This window comes from Veillonella montpellierensis DSM 17217 (assembly GCF_000426745.1).
GTDB classification, from domain to species: domain Bacteria; phylum Bacillota; class Negativicutes; order Veillonellales; family Veillonellaceae; genus Veillonella; species Veillonella montpellierensis.
In genome coordinates this window covers 122,589-138,652 of sequence record NZ_KE384563.1, presented here as the reverse complement: position 1 = coordinate 138,652, position 16,064 = coordinate 122,589, and the positions used below count along the sequence as shown (strand labels likewise).

Below are 16,064 nucleotides of genomic sequence, written 5' to 3'. Positions count from 1 at the left end.
ACCGTTACAGATGCGTAATGTAAGCATGGACTTATACATTCATTGCGGCACTAATTGTAATCACATGGTCGGAGCAGCAGGATTCGAACCTGCGACCCCCTGGTCCCAAGCCAGGTGCGCTACCAAACTGCGCTATGCCCCGTCAACAAGAGTTATTATATCAATAATTACTGGTGCCGTCAAGCATTCTATATGAATTCTTGAAAGTAACTGTTGCCAGCGCTATAGGCAGACACATAGGGTTATGCTACAAATTCTATTTCTATCCACCACATATACTCGCCCTATACAATATATTTACGGAATGTATAGATGATTACTACCATAGATGTAGAATACTTACTATAGCAATCGGATATCTAACATTTTTCATAAAAATACTCCTTCTAAAAAATATATTCCTAGAAAGATAAAACCCTATTTAGGCCAGTAAATGTAAGGTTTTCAGCTTTTTTGCAACACATTTTGTCACTCTTTAACGTTCACTAAAAAGATAAAATGCCGATGAAGCTAGGTATTTCCTAGTTCCATCGGCATTTAAAACAACACGTTTTGTCCTATAACTCTTATAACACTATGTTGTTGTAGATTATCACCTTGTGTATAATACGCGTATCCCTGCTATTAATACACTAGCATAGTACTATAGACTAAGTATGTATGCATTACGCCTTTCTATATCGATTGCTCGTACTACATACATACGGTATTAGTTCGTCCTAACCGCCTATATCTATCACTGGTACTACAAGACTAGATGTATTCGTTACAACTAGCTATATCTATCACTGGCACTACATAAACAAAGTATGTATGGGTGCAACCACTTATCTACAGTCGTATGATGTAGACTCAGTGTGATTCGTTACAACCGCCCTTATCATCACCAGTACTAAGGTACAAAAAAAGAGAGTCTCCGAAGAGACTCTCTTTCAATTACTAACAATTAAAATTTGAAGTTTAATTCTACTTTGTAGTAATTAGGTTGTTTTTGGTTATTGTTTTCAGCAAAACGATCTATAGTTTTGTTACCGAATCCATAGTTAGCAGTTAAGCCTACGTTTTTAGCTAATACATAATCAACAGTGGCTAACCAATCTTATTGCCATGGGTAAAAAAAAGAGAGTCTCCGAAGAGACTCTCTTTCAATTACTAGCAATTAGAATTTGAAGTTTAATTGTGCTTGATAGTAATCAGCTTGTTTTTGATTATCTTTTGCTGCGTCAGTATCAACTGATTTATTAGCAAAACCATAGTAAGCAGTTACACCTACATTTTTAGCTACTGCATAATCAACAGTGGCTAACCAACCTTTGAAAGGTGCATCTTGGAAACTATATGTATTTGATAAAATTGGAGCAGCCACATTAGCATACATGTATTGAGCTTTTACATCCCAAGTACCTGCTACAGCTTGGTCATAGTTACCATAGCCAATGCCTGCTACCCATGCATTAGAATTATCATAGTTAGCTTTTAACCATTCGCCACCAACCCATACATTACCAAAGTTCATATCTGTGTTAAAACCATATACGTTAGTAGTACTAGATGTATCTTTATCAGCTGGTACTACCGCCTTATTTGTTTTAACAGTCTTCTTCCCGTTATCATTCATAGTATAAATATCTTTATTACCACGTACGTAGAAACCACCTACAGATACGTTATCAGCTAGTTTTACATTAGCTTGAGCCAATGTTACAGTTGCTGTATCTTTAACCTCTTGGTTTCCTAACCCAGCAATAGGAGTACCATAGCCTACAGTAGCAGATACTTTACCATTATCATACGCTAAGGCAGCACCATCAAATGCATCATCATACATTAAACCGCCACCAACAAATAAGTTTTGACGACCTACAACAGCAGTCAATTCTTTGGAGAAGTTGTGAGCCACATAAGCTTGATCAACTGTAGCAGCAAAATCGGTATGATCAGCATCACCTGAACCAAAATTATTAGAAGCACCTACACGTACAGTAGCAGTTGTATTATCGTTAACCATGGCGTTGAATTTAATGCGTCCACGATAATCAAATTTAGAATCTTTATGTTCAGTTTGTTTGTAGCGCAAACGAACATCGCCAGTTACTTTTACGTTACCTACTTTGTTTTCCAAGTTAGATACGCGAACACCCAAGTTGTTCAATTCAGTAGAAAATTCGTCAGCTAAGCGGTTAATCATAGCTTGTTGTTCAGCGTTAGCACGGTCTTGGTTAGCCATAGCTTTTGCTACCATTTGAGCCATTTCATAACGAGTGATGTTAGTTTGGCCTTTGAATGTGCCATCTGGGTAACCGTTGATGATACCAGCGTTAGCTAATTGGGATACGGATTGGTATGCCCAAGTATCAGGAGTTACATCGGAGAATGGGTTAGCAGCAAATGCTGTAGTTACACCCAAGATTGCTGTTGCTGCAAATACAGCGGCAAAACGTTTTTTCATTGTTCATTCCTTCTTTCTAATACAGAACAAAAAATATATGAGTATGTCGCCCTCATGTATCTGTACTAGATAAGATTCTACGGAGTGTCCATGTTTCCTCTCATATCCATCTTATCCACCGCAAATCATAGGGGTATCGACATTACTGTAGTAAGTATAGCATAGAAAAATTTTTTTGTAAACACTTTGTTACATTTTTTGATACACAGTATCAACATCCATCTGTTACCAGTCGAACACCACTGTGCCTAACACATGATCGACTGGTACGGGGCCAATGAATCGACTATCACTGGAATGATTGCGATTATCTCCCATGACGAATACCATGCCTTCCGGTATGACGACGGGGGTAGTGCGACTATAGTTCATGATTTCATTCTTTGTATAGGGTTCTTGTAATTCTTGTCCATTACGCCACACATGACCATCGCGGAATTCTAGGGTATCGCCCGCCTTGCCGATGACCCGTTTCACCCACACATGGTTTGTTTGACTTTCCTTATGAAATACGGATAGATAGGTCATTAACGGTTCAATGGCGTCATCTTTCCACGACCGATCTCGCCGCACGCGACTGTCGATGATGACGATATCGCCATAGTTAGGGGCCTTGCGCATCACGTGATTCCATTTTGTAACCACTAAAAAATCGCCATTATGCAAGGTATTTTCCATCGATTCTCCCGACACGCGCGTCGGTTGCATGATAAAAATGTGAATCACCATGGCCAACGCCAAGGCGATGACCACCGCATAGATCCAATCGAATACTTCGTGCATAACCGCACGACCTAGTGAATTATCTGAGGTTTTCATTGTCTATCTCCATTCTACTACTCTCTGCAGCTCACCATTAATGAATATTTTTCTTTTGAAATTGTCCGCCAAACACGTCATGTACGTCACTAATCGTAATAAACGCTTTGTCGTCTTGTTCATATACAATGTCTTTCAGTTTTATAATTTCAAGACGGGTCACTACGGAATATAATATCCGTTTGGGTTGTTTCAAATAACCGCCTTCACCATAGATAACGGTGACTCCGCGACCTAGGCGTGCATTCAACGCATCGGAAATGGCCCCCGCTTTATCTTCATCGGTGATAATCATAACGCCTTTTGATTCTTCTAAGCCGGTAATCGTAATGTCGATCATTTTATAGGCGATGAAGTAGGCAATCAATGAATACATGGCACTGTTCCAACTGTATACGAACCCAGCGGCACCTAGAATGACAAAGTTCAAGGCCATCACTACTTCGCCTACGGAAAAACTGCTCCTTTTATCAAAGATGATTGCCACCACTTCGGATCCATCTAGAGAGCCGCCATTACGAATGATAAGGCCAACGCCCACGCCAAGGATGATGCCACCGAAAATGGCGCCCAAGAAGGGGTCCGTTGTCACCACGTAGTGGGCCTTCTGGAATAGGATGGAAAAAATCGCCATCCATACGATACCAAAGAGGGTTGAAACGGTAAAGGATTTGCCTAGCACCCGATAGCCCACATATAAGAAGGGGATGTTGATGAGTACCACGAAAAAGCTAAATGAAATACCGCTCAAGCTAGCGGCCATCAAGGAAATACCTACGACGCCACCGTCGATAATATGGTTGGGTACCAGGAAAAATTCTAGGCCCGCCGTATAAATCAGAGCCCCTACTATAATAAGTATGTAGCGAATCATCAAATTTTTAATACTCCGTCGTTGATTTTTTTCATTGTGCATGCAATGCCTCTTTCTTGCTCACGATTACTGGCACATTATTTTCCCACGGTGCTTTCACACGAACCATGAGGGACCTTCGTTTTACTATTTTTCTGCCTTGCAGTTACATATCGTAACCCGATGACCCAGGCTGTAAAATCGTCCACCGGTTCAGGTGGCACGCGCATCCCCTTTGGCAAAAATCGTTGCCACCCACGAGGTTTGTGGTACTTCCAATATAATCGTTTTGCTTCTTCCGTAGTATACGCCTCATCGCATAGTACTACGTCTATATGATAGGTAGATGAAAGTGTCTGTAATTCGCCATACACATATTTATGATTCGTCCCATTACCGCATACGATGCGATCGATGTGTATAGGACCCGTATGATCAAAAAGGGGCGTTACTGCCCCATCAAATTGTTCACGATTGCGAGGTAAGGATGTACTCGCCACCACGTTTTCTATATACGCCACTAATTCACTAGTTGGCAAGATTCGTTTATCCACCAATTCTCCCTTATAAGAAAGGCAGGCGACTCCCGATTTTTGATTACCTGGATCAATGGCCATATAGTATGTCATGCACTCCTCTTCCTTTCTCCTACTCATTACGTCGATTGTTTTATCCATTGTACAATGTTGAACAATAAACGGTCTGTCCTACTATTACATGTATTGTTTCATTCATTGTACGCACCTGTACAACGTCATAACTAGCGACTACAACGGTAACGGGATACAACGCCCTATCATGGTCATGTGTAGGGCACGCTTAACTAGCCGATGTGACCACCAAATGGATATGCACCGGTCCCGACGTATAGGCATCATCTGTAACGACCGCTCGTATCTGGACAGGGCCATTCATCGTTTCCACCTTATGAATGGTTTCAAATAATTCTTTCCCCGACAATGTTCCTACTTCCCCCGTCAACGTATCTGGTAAAATACCTTTCGCTTTTGATTGGGCATTTACATCTTTTAAAAATGACAAAATTCCATCTTGTGCATTGCCTCCCCCTTGCATCACCGAAGTGTAGATAACATCGCCTTCATGGAATATCAATCGATAAGGATATACTTTAATTTCTGCTAAGGTTGGTTCGCCGTAAATAATATTGCCGGCAGCAATAATGCGCACTAACATAGGTTCTTTTGAGGCAGCGATGTCACGTGCTACAGTCGCCACATTTTGTCGACTCACATAGAGCACACTCTTTGATTCATCACTATGTAGGCGCCGCAATATCATGCCATTCGTATTGTTAATAATATTGCCCAACGCATTTTCACTGCCTGTTTCATCGAGTCCCGGTTGCACTACGCCCGACGATAAGGTTTCACCGATGCGAAATAGTACAGTACCTTCTCTTAGCGTAGTAATCCCTGTTTCCAGTTGCTTTTGAGTGATTTGTAAATCGGAAATGTGATTTTCCATATCTCGTTTAACTGCTTCTAACTGGCGTATATCCTTATGGGAGTCCTCTAATTTTTGTGTCGCTTCTTCATACGCTTCTTGGGCGCTTACCAAGTCCTTGCCCATAGCATCTCTAGCTGCACGTGCTTCGGCTAATTCTTTCTGTGTCGCTTGTACATCGTTTTGTATCGTTTCTAGTTCTTTCGTTTTTGTCGTCAATAACTGTTTTCCCGACACTAATTCTTCATTTTTAGCCGCAATATCTTTATTCAATTGGCGCATGGTAGCTTTCAATTGCTCCATACCAAATAGAGCGGTGCGCACATCTTTCGACACGATCGTCAATACGCCCAAGGTACAGGCAGAAATTAAAATCCCCGTTACAATCGTAACAATGATGGATGTATGTTTTGGTCGTAGTCCAAACAGTGACATACGTCGTTTACCCACTTTAGTACCTAGTTTATCGCCTATGTAGGCAATCAAGCCACCCATGATGGCCAATATAATAATGACGCCAAGTCCTACTAACATACATCCTCCTTTCCGCCATAGTCAATTTCTACGGCACGTATTCGATTCATTCTCTATAGGGAACCTACATCACCGTTTTTCTTGATACGGATTATAGTCCCCTCTCCTATAGTAGTTACATTGTAACACATATGCATAGGGGCGACTATCAACAAATTATACATCTATAAATGTTATTTAGACACTTTCCAATTCAAAATAAGTCCCGCTATGACACCAATTAAATTAGGTAACCAAGCCGCTAAGAGCGTAGGCATAGCGCCGCCTTTACCCAAGGCGCCAGTAAAGGTCATAATCCCATAGTATGCAAAAATAATCAAAACGCTCAATCCAAAACCGATGGAGGAGCTGGATCTCGTTTTTTGTAACCCTAATGGAGCTCCTACTAGAGCGAATACAAAGCTCGCCATGGGAATGGTAAAGCGCTGATACATTTCCATTTCCAATTTCGTCGTACTCGTATAAGCCACCGTATAGGCTTTGATTTGTTCCTTTAATTCTCGAATCGTCATTTCTTCTGGTTTACGTTGGTCTTTAGCAATCGCCGACGGTGCTTGTCTAATCGGTAATTTTTGTTCTTTAAAATGCAAGGACCGTTCAACCCCATCACCTGCGGACACATCAAATATAGTGCCGTCGTGCATAATCCAATATTCCCCATCCCACGTAGCACGATTGGCATTTTCAATTTGTGACAAGGTACCATTGGTAAATTGTTGCACCGTTACCGTAGTCAATTCTTTCGTAGTAGCATCGAACTTTCTAGCATACATCAAGGCCGTTAGATTATCTTTGTCGATCGTCTTTAACACGATATGTTCCTGTGATTGCGGTGTGGCTTGTTTCATAATATCTTGACGAACAATGGTTTGATACATATGATTGGTTCGCGGCACCACATATTCATTAAAGGCAACGGAAAACAGAGAGATACAGAGTGCTAGTAGGTACACGGGTAATGCTAATCGTAGAAAGCTAAGTCCACCCGCACGCATGACGATAATTTCGCTAGTGCTACTCAAACGGCTAAAGGCCATCAAAGCGCCCAGCAATACGGCCATTGGAAATGTAAGCGTAATAATGCTAGGCAAGGCTAATATAAAAGCTTGTAAAACGAGCCACAAGGAAGCACCATATTCTGTTACATATTGGGCAATTTTAAATAGAGTGCCTGTGCCCACAAAAATGCTGGTAAAGGCAAAAATGCCAAATATAAAGGGGCCAAAGAACGCCTTTATCATATATTTATCTAATAATCTCATACAATTATGTGCCTACTTTCATGCTACATGCGAAAATCTTGACCTAAATAAAATTCTCTAGCAATCTCACTATTTGCAATATCCTGTGGCGAGCCTTCTAATAAAATTTCACCATTATTTAAAATATACGCCGTATCAACAATGCCCAAGGTTTCCCGTACATTGTGATCGGTAATCAGAACGCCAATTCCTCGTTCTTTTAAATGGCGAATCATTCCTTGTATGTCGGCTACGGCAATGGGATCGACCCCAGCGAATGGTTCATCTAAAAGTACAAAGCGTGGTGACAAGGCTAAACAGCGAGCAATTTCTACGCGGCGCCGTTCTCCCCCCGATAATTGCATGCCTTGGCGAAACCGAACATGTTCAATGTGAAACTCTTGTAGTAACGATTCTACCGCCTCTTCAATAGCCGTTTTCGTCATGGTCGTCGTTTGTAACATGGCGCGAATATTATCTTCTACTGTCATGGTACGGAAAATCGACGCTTCCTGTGGCAGATAGCCAATGCCTTCATCGGCCCGCTTATACATCGGCATCCGTGTAATGTCTTTACCGTCAATCAAGATGGACCCAGAACTAGGTTTTTCAATGCCTACAATCATGTAAAAGGTCGTTGTCTTTCCTGCGCCATTGGGACCCAACAGTCCTACAATCGATCCTTCTTGCACACGAATACTAACGCCATTGACAACATTTCGTCCTTTAAATGTTTTAACTAACTTGTGTGTTTCAATATACATAGATTCTCCTTATCGGGGAGCAATAATCAATGTGCTACGACCGCCAACAGTTTCCGCTGAATTATCTTTCATGGCTAATTTTAATGCTGGTGCATTCAATACATTGCCCTGTTGAATCGCTCGTGCATTCCCCGTCAAGTACGCTACCCCATCGTCTTGTCCCGGTGTTTGCGTATAGGTAGCACTATCGGCTGTGGCCGACATATGACGCGATGGACTCGATAGCGTAACGGACCCATTCGCCTCTGCTCGAATTTCATTCAGCCAGCCTTCTATATGATCCGCCGTTAATGTGGCATCGTCCACCACTAAACGACCATTACCACCGACTATTCCATAGGCTGTATCCGTATGATAGATAACAGAGTCACCAAATACTTGACGATTGTCTTTCTGTAAATGAACATTGCCCGTAGCTTCTAATTCTGTTTCATGTCTACTATGAAGGGAATCGGCAACCATCGACATAGTATCGCCAATCAAACTAACGCCACCAGTTAAACTGGCTTCTTCTTGATGTACATCGTACCAGCCATCAGCGCCCGTCATCGTCTTATCGTCTTTCGTAATCACCACATTGCCATGCACTTCGGCTCGACCTGTCGTGCCATCATAGGTCATTCTATCTGCACTAATCATGACATTTGACGAATTACCTGCTGCTAATACAGATGCCGTCATAGCCACTACGACTAATGCAATACCTGTTACTTTTTGTAATTGTTTCATCTGCTTTTCTCCATTACTTCTTAGCTAGTTTAGCATGTCCTTCTACAGAAATTTTCTGTAACCCCGTATCGGCTACTAATCGATCTCCCGTAATCGTAATATTCTTACCCGTATAGGAAAAGGCCCCTACCGATGATAGTTGTTTCGTCCTATTATCATAATGTAACGTCGCCGTATCAAATACAGCCCCTTCTGTATTCGTCGCATGAATGCCACCCGTCATATCTAAATTTGTATGGTCCTTAGTCATGTGCGCCTCAGGTGCTACAATGCTTGTGGTCACTCCATTATGATAAAACGTACCTTTCAAGTTTTTCAAATGTATCTCTTGTGTTATCGGGTCCACATCAATGGTATCCGCCGATAAGGACCAAATAATTTGACCATTTTTTTCTTCACGAATATCGGTGCCACTAAAACTAATTTGTCCACTTTGCCCAGTCATGTCGGCTCGTTCTTCATAGTGGTATATATAATATCCAAAACCACCAATAATGAGTAGTATGGCCACTAGCAAGGCTATTATTTTTTTACGATTGGTCATGAGCTAACTCCCTTATTGCCATTTTTTTATCATAATCTATAATTTCATGCGGCTGTGTACGCCAACGATGTTGAAACCATAACCATTCATCGGGATGCACCTTAACAAAGTCTTCTGTCACTTGTATCATCCGTTCCGTCAAACGATATAAATCAACGTCTTTATGACCCGTATCCTCATATCTAAGAATTGGTAACACATCAATCACATGCCCACCATTCGGTTTTCGTGATGAAAAAATAGGCACTACGGGGGCCTTAAATTTTTCTGCAAAGGTAGCAGGTCCTAACACAGCCGAGGATTCTTGTCCCAAGAATGGAACTGGAATGCCATTCACATAGCCGTCTTGATCGGCTAAAAAACCTAATAGTTTTTTCTGTTTCATCGCCTTAGCCGCTCGAATCACTTCAGATCCGCCACGCGCAAAAACTTCCATGCCCGCCATTTCTCGATATTCGTTTAACAGTCTGGTAAATTGGGCATTCGGTTGTTTTTTTACCAACGTCGTCGTAGGATATCCATACGCAGCAAGGGCCGCGCCCATCCATTCCCAATTGCCCACATGTGCCGTTAAGACGACGACGCCTTTGTTTTCTGCTAAGGCGGCCTCTAAAATATGAGCATTTCGTAATTCTATGTGTTCCTTGATAAATTCTTTCGTCAAGTTAGGCATGTAGAGCATTTCCATGACAGAGCGACCAAGATTACAAAATAGTCGTTCCATTAAATCGGATGCTTCTTGTTCCGATATAGCTAAGCCAATCATGGCATTTTTCATGCCCCGTTTCTTTTGTTTTTTTGCAATAAGCGAGTACACTGGACCCAGCTTAGCCCCTATAGAAAGTATCGTGTTATAAGATAATTTGCATACTAACGAACTAATTCCCCGCAATACGGTATATTGCCATTCATTCGACACAGAGTCCACCTCCTCTACTTATTGTCCCATTTCATATTGTTCACGCTCGTATAGTGCGACCACGTCTTGCCAAGAACCATTTTGCTTTATAATATATTCCGCCGCTTCACGAACAGCACCATGACCTCCATGGCGAGTGGTCACAAAATCCGCTACGTTGCGTACTTCTACACATGCATTCGCCGGTGCAATGGCAATACCTGCCAATTGCAAGGCCCCTAAATCATTTAAGTCATCACCTATATAGGCCACTTCCGCAACTTGCCAATGAAAGTTCTTACAAATGGTGAGGAGTGCTTCACTTTTATTACGCACCCCCATTTGTACCACATCCATGTGTAGTTCATTCGCTCGTCGCTCTACGATAGATGATGTGCGCCCTGTAATAATCCCCGTTTTTATGCCCTGTGTGCGCAAGGCTGTAAGGCCCATACCATCCGCTACATGAAAGTTTTTCAATTCTTTTCCATCAGATGTATAGGTAATAACACCATCTGTTAACACCCCATCTACATCCATCAATACACATCGAATCGCCATTATACAATACCTTTTCGCAACAAATCAGTAAGATGTACAAGCCCAATCGATTGGTATTCTTCATTGACCACCGGTAATACCGTAATCGGTCTCGGCTCATTTTGTTCCATCTGGCGTAACGCTTCCGTTGCCAATTTATCTTTCGTAATCGTCCTTGGTGCCGTCGTCATCATAGACGATACAGGCATGGATAATAAATCTTGTGTTCTATCCAGGCCTCGACGAATATCTCCGTCTGTCACCAAGCCTACTAACCGTCCCTCTCGATTCACTACATTCGTAGCGCCTAACCCTGTATCCGTCATAACAAATAATGCATCTCGTACAGAATCAGTATCTAGTACAACGGGATTATGTTCACCCGTATGCATGACATTTTCTACGGTCATCAATAATTTACGACCCAAAGAGCCACCAGGATGAAAAATGGCAAATTTTTCTGGCGTAAAGTGAGAGCTTTCTAACAAACAGACAGCCAAGGCATCTCCCAAGGCTAACGCCGCCGTCGTGCTCGAAGTCGGTGCTAACCCTAAGGGACATGCTTCTTTCTCAACAGCTACTAGTAGCGTAATATCTGCATTCGTAGCTAGTGTAGAATGCGGATTGCCTACCACACTAATCAATTTAGCCCCAATACGGCGTAAGGATGGTAATAAATTAACCACTTCGCCCGTTTCTCCACTATTAGAAAAGGCTACTACAATATCTTCATGGGTTACCATGCCTAAATCGCCATGTACCCCTTCTGCAGGATGTAGATAAAAGGCTGGTGTTCCAGTACTCGCCAATGTGGCCGCCACTTTACTAGCAATATGTCCAGATTTTCCCATACCTGTACAAATCACACGCCCTCGTGATGCCATAATCATGGTAACGGCTTCTTCAAAGTTGTGATCGAGTGTAGTACTTAATGTTTCAATGGCCTGCGCTTCCTCATGGAGAACGCGCGCTGCTTGTTCTAATATGGTCACGATATCACCTCTATCCAACGCTATAACTTTATAAGCGCTACTCTATCCTGTAGTCGCCTACGACATGTATCAATGCCTCGATTACATCAATCGTCTGACTCTATTACTACTATTACCCTTTTACAATCTTATCAATCGCCACTAAATCTGTTAATAACGATTCTAGGTCATCTAAATATACCATGTTAGGACCATCCGATAAAGCTTCTTCAGGATTGTCATGAACTTCCATAAACAATCCATCCACGCCACTAGCAACAGCAGCACGTGCAAGGTTAGGTACAAATTCTCGTTGTCCACTTGATGAAGTACCAGCACCACCAGGTAATTGTACACTATGAGTCGCATCAAAAATCACTGGATAGTCAAAGCGTCTCATAATCGGGAATGAGCGCATATCGACTACCAGATTATTATAGCCGAAACTAAAACCTCGTTCTGTGAGCATCAAATTTTCATTTCCCGTTTCCTGCATTTTATGCAGCACATTTTCCATATCCTTAGGTGCCATAAATTGACCTTTTTTCACATTGACCGCTTTTCCCGTTTTAGCCGCTCCATATACTAAATCGGTTTGTCTACATAAAAATGCGGGAATTTGCAACAGGTCGATCACTTCTGCAGCTGGTTCTATTTGTTCAATGGAATGGATGTCGCTCACAATCGGCACTTGTAACTCTTGTTTAATGTGTGCCAAAATGCGAAGGCCCTCTTCTAAGCCCGGTCCTCTAAAAGAACTATAACTTGATCGATTTGCCTTATCAAAAGAAGCCTTAAAAATATATGGAATCCCCACGCGTTGGCAAATCTCCTTTGCTCTTCGTCCAATCATAAGTGTCCGTTCTGGATCTTCAATAACGCACGGCCCTGCTAATAAAAACAAACCTTTACCGCCACCTACTGTGAGGTTGCCAATTGTAACTTCTTTCATTTATTTCTCCTTATCCTCCCATAGTTGATTGACCAGTCGTAAATCTTCTATGGTATCAACGCCAATAAATCTCTCTTTCGTAGTAATCACACGAATCGTATACCCATTTTCTAATGCTCTCAATTGTTCCAAAGACTCTGTTTCTTCTGCTGGTGTAGGTGCCATCTTTGCATAGTCTAAAAGAAATTTCCGTTTATATGCATAGATGCCCACATGCTTTAATGGAGGACTTACAAAGTCATGTCGTGGATAGGGCAACAAGGATCTAGAAAAATACATAGCATTTCCCTTGCGATTTAAGACGACTTTAACCGCTGACGGTTCGCTATATTCCTCCGGCAACAACGGAGATGCTACGGTGGCCATCTGTAATGTAGTATCCCGTAAAAATGCATCTGCTAGTTCATCGATAATCGCGGAATCAATTAAGGGTTCATCGCCTTGCACATTAATAATGACATCTATATCGTCGTGGGATAGAGCCACTTCTGCCAGACGATCCGTGCCTGTTGGATGGTTGGCGCGAGTCATAACAACATTGCCACCGAATTTTGCTACCGCATCATACACACGCTGATCATCGGTAGCAACAATGACTACTTCAGGTCGTTTTGCTTTAGACACTTGTGCATATACGCGTTCAATCATAGGGCGTCCTGCAATATCTGCCAACGGTTTTCCAGGCAATCGAGTTGACCCATATCGTGATGGAATGACACATGCAAACTTCATCATAGCTCCTTCTTTCTCTTATACTTCTACGCTAGATAGGCATATACGCCTATCCAGGTCCTCATATGTCTATATATACAATCTTCCTTATTCCTCTATCCCTTTTACAAGGTATACCGTGATATAAAGGCTTATTACAAAGACCTTACTAATGTGCGTAATTGGTCTTCTCCCTCTATACATTCAATACCTATGGCCAGTACATAAATAGGAATATTAAAATCGGTAATCGCTGGTAATTGACTAAATTTTACCGCATCTTTTTCTGTAATAACGATGGCTTTCGCTCCTTTAGCAAATGCCATAGACCATATATCCACTAAATCATCATTGGTAAAGTTGTAATGATCCTCATAGGCCATACAATGAACACTCGTATAGCCAAGACTCGTCAAGGTCATTTCAAAGGACCCTGGATTGCCAATACCCGTAACGGTCATGATTGGATCCGTAACATAGGCCTTTACCTGTTGTCCCTCTTTACCATCCATCCATTCATCTAATGTGTACATAGTCGTTGGTTTATGAATGGCTTCTCCTATCGGTGTATGGGGCACATATTGTTTTAATTGACGTCGCAGTTGTAGCAATTCATTCTCCGGTACCTGATCTACCTTCGTTATAATAATCATATCCGCTCTAGACAGACCCGTTAATGGTTCGCGCAACAAACCTCGAGGTAACACATACCCAAAGCCGAATGGATTCGATGCATCTATCAATAGGATATCCAAATCTCTAGCCAGTTGTCTATGTTGAAAGCCATCATCTAGCACTAGCCGATTAGCTCCCAAAGACGATGTGGCTAATGCCGCCGATGTAGCGCGAGAGCGGCCAATGATTACATCGGACTGTGGCAAGGATTTTGCCAAAAGCCACGCTTCATCGCCACTTATCGTTGGTGATACATCGATGTTTCCTAAGCGAGATACGATGCGACTCGTTTTATTATTTTCCGCCTTATAACCTCGACTTAACACCGCCGTATGATAGCCATCTGTATTTAGTATATCACAAATATAACGAACCATCGGTGTCTTTCCCGTACCTCCTACGGTAATATTACCGACGCTAATAACGGGTACATCTGCATGATAGACGCCGATGCCCTTATCAAATCTACGATTGCGCAAGTTCATAATTTGTCCGTATAATCTACTCGCTGTTGTAAGTCCAACACGAGCCATATCGCCCGCTAAGGATGCATCATGACCACTGATAATCATTTTAAACATACTATCACGGTTCACAGATATTCACCTCATTTCTAAGGAATGATTTGTTTCTTTTTAAACAACATTCGTATTTCTTCTATATTTCGCTGCGTCGCCCCTTTGTTTTCCGCCATAATCTCCATACAATGACGTCCCATATCCTCACGTAGTTGAGCATCTCCGCACAACCTAAGAATGGTGTCTGTCAATTCATGTCCATTACGTACTTGTAAGCACGCCTGGCGACTATGTAATAAATTAAATATTTCTTTAAAATTAAACATATGTGGTCCCACCACAATCGGTTTGCTATGTGCGGCAGGTTCTAAAATATTATGCCCTCCCGTTTTCACTAAAGAGCCACCTACAAAAATAATATCTCCTAAACTGTATAAGCGCCCTAATTCGCCTATCGTGTCTAAGACAACGACGGGAATGCCTTCGTGAACTGGTTCTTTCATAGCACTACGACAAATCGATAAAAGTCCATAGCGACTCGCAATATTTTGTACATCCTTACCGCGCATAATTTCTCGTGGGGCTATCAACATTCTAGCTTGTGGGTATGCTTGTAATACGGTAATAAATGTGTGAAATAGTACTTCCTCTTCCCCTTTATGCGTACTTCCCGCTACAATAATCGGATGGTTATGACAAAAACCAAACTCGTCTAACAGTGACTGTTTTTCTTCTTCTGATACAGTCGCGTAGGTCTGATCGTATTTCATATTGCCAGTTACTGTAATGTCTTGTACTGGTGCACCTAATTGTTCAATATAAGCTGCATCAAATTTAGATTGCATGCAAAAACGATTAATAGATCCTAACATTTCTTTTGTAAACGCACTAATATATCGATATCGTTTCATGCTTCTATCGCTAATACGCCCATTCACCATCATAATAGGAATCTTTTCTTTTTCCGCTATACGCAAGAAATTTGGCCAAATCTCAGTTTCTACGAGTAAAATCGTAATTGGCTTGATAATATGCAAAATCTTTTTCGTCAAATACGGCAAATCTAAAGGGAAAAAGATAATTCCATCGGCTTCAGGGATAATGCGATGTGCCATAGCATGTCCCGTGGCGGTAACAACAGATACGACTACAACTGCTTCTGGAAAATCCCGTTTAATGGCTTTTACAATGGGACTGGTGGCCACAATTTCCCCTACAGAAGCTGCATGTACCCAAATCGCACGCCGTCCTTCTATTTTTTTTAGTAATGGTAACGGCATATAACCAGCACTCTGCTTAATCCGTTCATAAAAACCTTCTTCAAATGCTAATCGATATAGGATAACAGGAATTAACCCCAACCAATATATGATAAGCAGTATATTATAAATCCAATACATAG

The 16,064-nt window shown here is 41.8% G+C and carries 16 protein-coding genes and 1 tRNA gene; all 17 read right to left on the bottom strand.

Annotation, left to right across the window (positions count from 1 at the left end):
- Positions 1–65: 65 nt before the first annotated feature.
- A tRNA-Pro gene (locus K357_RS0107750) sits at positions 66–142 on the bottom strand.
- A 1,017-nt stretch (positions 143–1,159) separates the two neighbouring features.
- On the bottom strand, positions 1,160–2,449 hold the full coding sequence (locus K357_RS0107745) for an S-layer homology domain-containing protein (RefSeq protein ID WP_028258179.1): 1,290 nt from the start codon (positions 2,447–2,449) through the stop codon (positions 1,160–1,162).
- A gap of 225 nt (positions 2,450–2,674) precedes the next feature.
- Complete coding sequence (gene lepB, locus K357_RS0107740; protein ID WP_244869393.1) at positions 2,675–3,268, bottom strand: signal peptidase I; 594 nt, start codon at positions 3,266–3,268, stop codon at positions 2,675–2,677.
- 37 nt (positions 3,269–3,305) lie between these two features.
- Entirely contained in the window at positions 3,306–4,142 is an 837-nt protein-coding gene (locus K357_RS0107735; RefSeq protein WP_425314977.1) for a YitT family protein, read from the bottom strand.
- A 77-nt stretch (positions 4,143–4,219) separates the two neighbouring features.
- Entirely contained in the window at positions 4,220–4,750 is a 531-nt protein-coding gene (locus tag K357_RS09195) for a hypothetical protein (protein WP_071838052.1), read from the bottom strand.
- Between the two features lie 190 nt (positions 4,751–4,940).
- Positions 4,941–6,119 carry a DUF3084 domain-containing protein gene (locus tag K357_RS0107725; RefSeq protein WP_028258176.1) on the bottom strand — a complete coding sequence of 393 codons (1,179 nt, stop codon included), beginning with the start codon at positions 6,117–6,119 and terminating at the stop codon, positions 4,941–4,943.
- A 173-nt stretch (positions 6,120–6,292) separates the two neighbouring features.
- Entirely contained in the window at positions 6,293–7,381 is a 1,089-nt protein-coding gene (locus tag K357_RS0107720; protein ID WP_028258175.1) for an LptF/LptG family permease, read from the bottom strand.
- A 23-nt stretch (positions 7,382–7,404) separates the two neighbouring features.
- Positions 7,405–8,124, bottom strand: a complete 720-nt coding sequence (gene lptB / locus K357_RS0107715; RefSeq protein ID WP_028258174.1) for an LPS export ABC transporter ATP-binding protein — start codon at positions 8,122–8,124, stop codon at positions 7,405–7,407.
- A gap of 9 nt (positions 8,125–8,133) precedes the next feature.
- A complete protein-coding gene (locus tag K357_RS0107710; RefSeq protein WP_028258173.1) occupies positions 8,134–8,853 on the bottom strand; it encodes an LptA/OstA family protein in 720 nt (239 codons plus the stop codon).
- A gap of 13 nt (positions 8,854–8,866) precedes the next feature.
- Positions 8,867–9,397 carry an LPS export ABC transporter periplasmic protein LptC gene (lptC, locus tag K357_RS0107705; RefSeq protein ID WP_028258172.1) on the bottom strand — a complete coding sequence of 177 codons (531 nt, stop codon included), beginning with the start codon at positions 9,395–9,397 and terminating at the stop codon, positions 8,867–8,869.
- Positions 9,384–10,316: a lysophospholipid acyltransferase family protein gene (locus K357_RS0107700; protein WP_028258171.1), complete on the bottom strand. Its 933-nt coding sequence runs from the start codon at positions 10,314–10,316 to the stop codon at positions 9,384–9,386. Before K357_RS0107700 ends, lptC begins: the two co-directional genes overlap by 14 nt.
- Before the next feature lie 18 nt (positions 10,317–10,334).
- Positions 10,335–10,856: a KdsC family phosphatase gene (locus K357_RS0107695; protein ID WP_028258170.1), complete on the bottom strand. Its 522-nt coding sequence runs from the start codon at positions 10,854–10,856 to the stop codon at positions 10,335–10,337.
- Complete coding sequence (locus tag K357_RS0107690) at positions 10,856–11,827, bottom strand: KpsF/GutQ family sugar-phosphate isomerase (protein ID WP_028258169.1); 972 nt, start codon at positions 11,825–11,827, stop codon at positions 10,856–10,858. Before K357_RS0107690 ends, K357_RS0107695 begins: the two co-directional genes overlap by 1 nt.
- Positions 11,828–11,939: 112 nt before the next feature.
- Complete coding sequence (gene kdsA, locus K357_RS0107685) at positions 11,940–12,758, bottom strand: 3-deoxy-8-phosphooctulonate synthase (RefSeq protein WP_028258168.1); 819 nt, start codon at positions 12,756–12,758, stop codon at positions 11,940–11,942.
- On the bottom strand, positions 12,759–13,490 hold the full coding sequence (gene kdsB, locus K357_RS0107680) for a 3-deoxy-manno-octulosonate cytidylyltransferase (RefSeq protein WP_028258167.1): 732 nt from the start codon (positions 13,488–13,490) through the stop codon (positions 12,759–12,761).
- 134 nt (positions 13,491–13,624) lie between these two features.
- Positions 13,625–14,740, bottom strand: a complete 1,116-nt coding sequence (lpxK, locus tag K357_RS0107675) for a tetraacyldisaccharide 4'-kinase (RefSeq protein WP_028258166.1) — start codon at positions 14,738–14,740, stop codon at positions 13,625–13,627.
- A 17-nt stretch (positions 14,741–14,757) separates the two neighbouring features.
- Positions 14,758–16,062, bottom strand: a complete 1,305-nt coding sequence (locus tag K357_RS0107670; RefSeq protein ID WP_028258165.1) for a 3-deoxy-D-manno-octulosonic acid transferase — start codon at positions 16,060–16,062, stop codon at positions 14,758–14,760.
- Between the last annotated feature and the right edge of the window lie 2 nt (positions 16,063–16,064).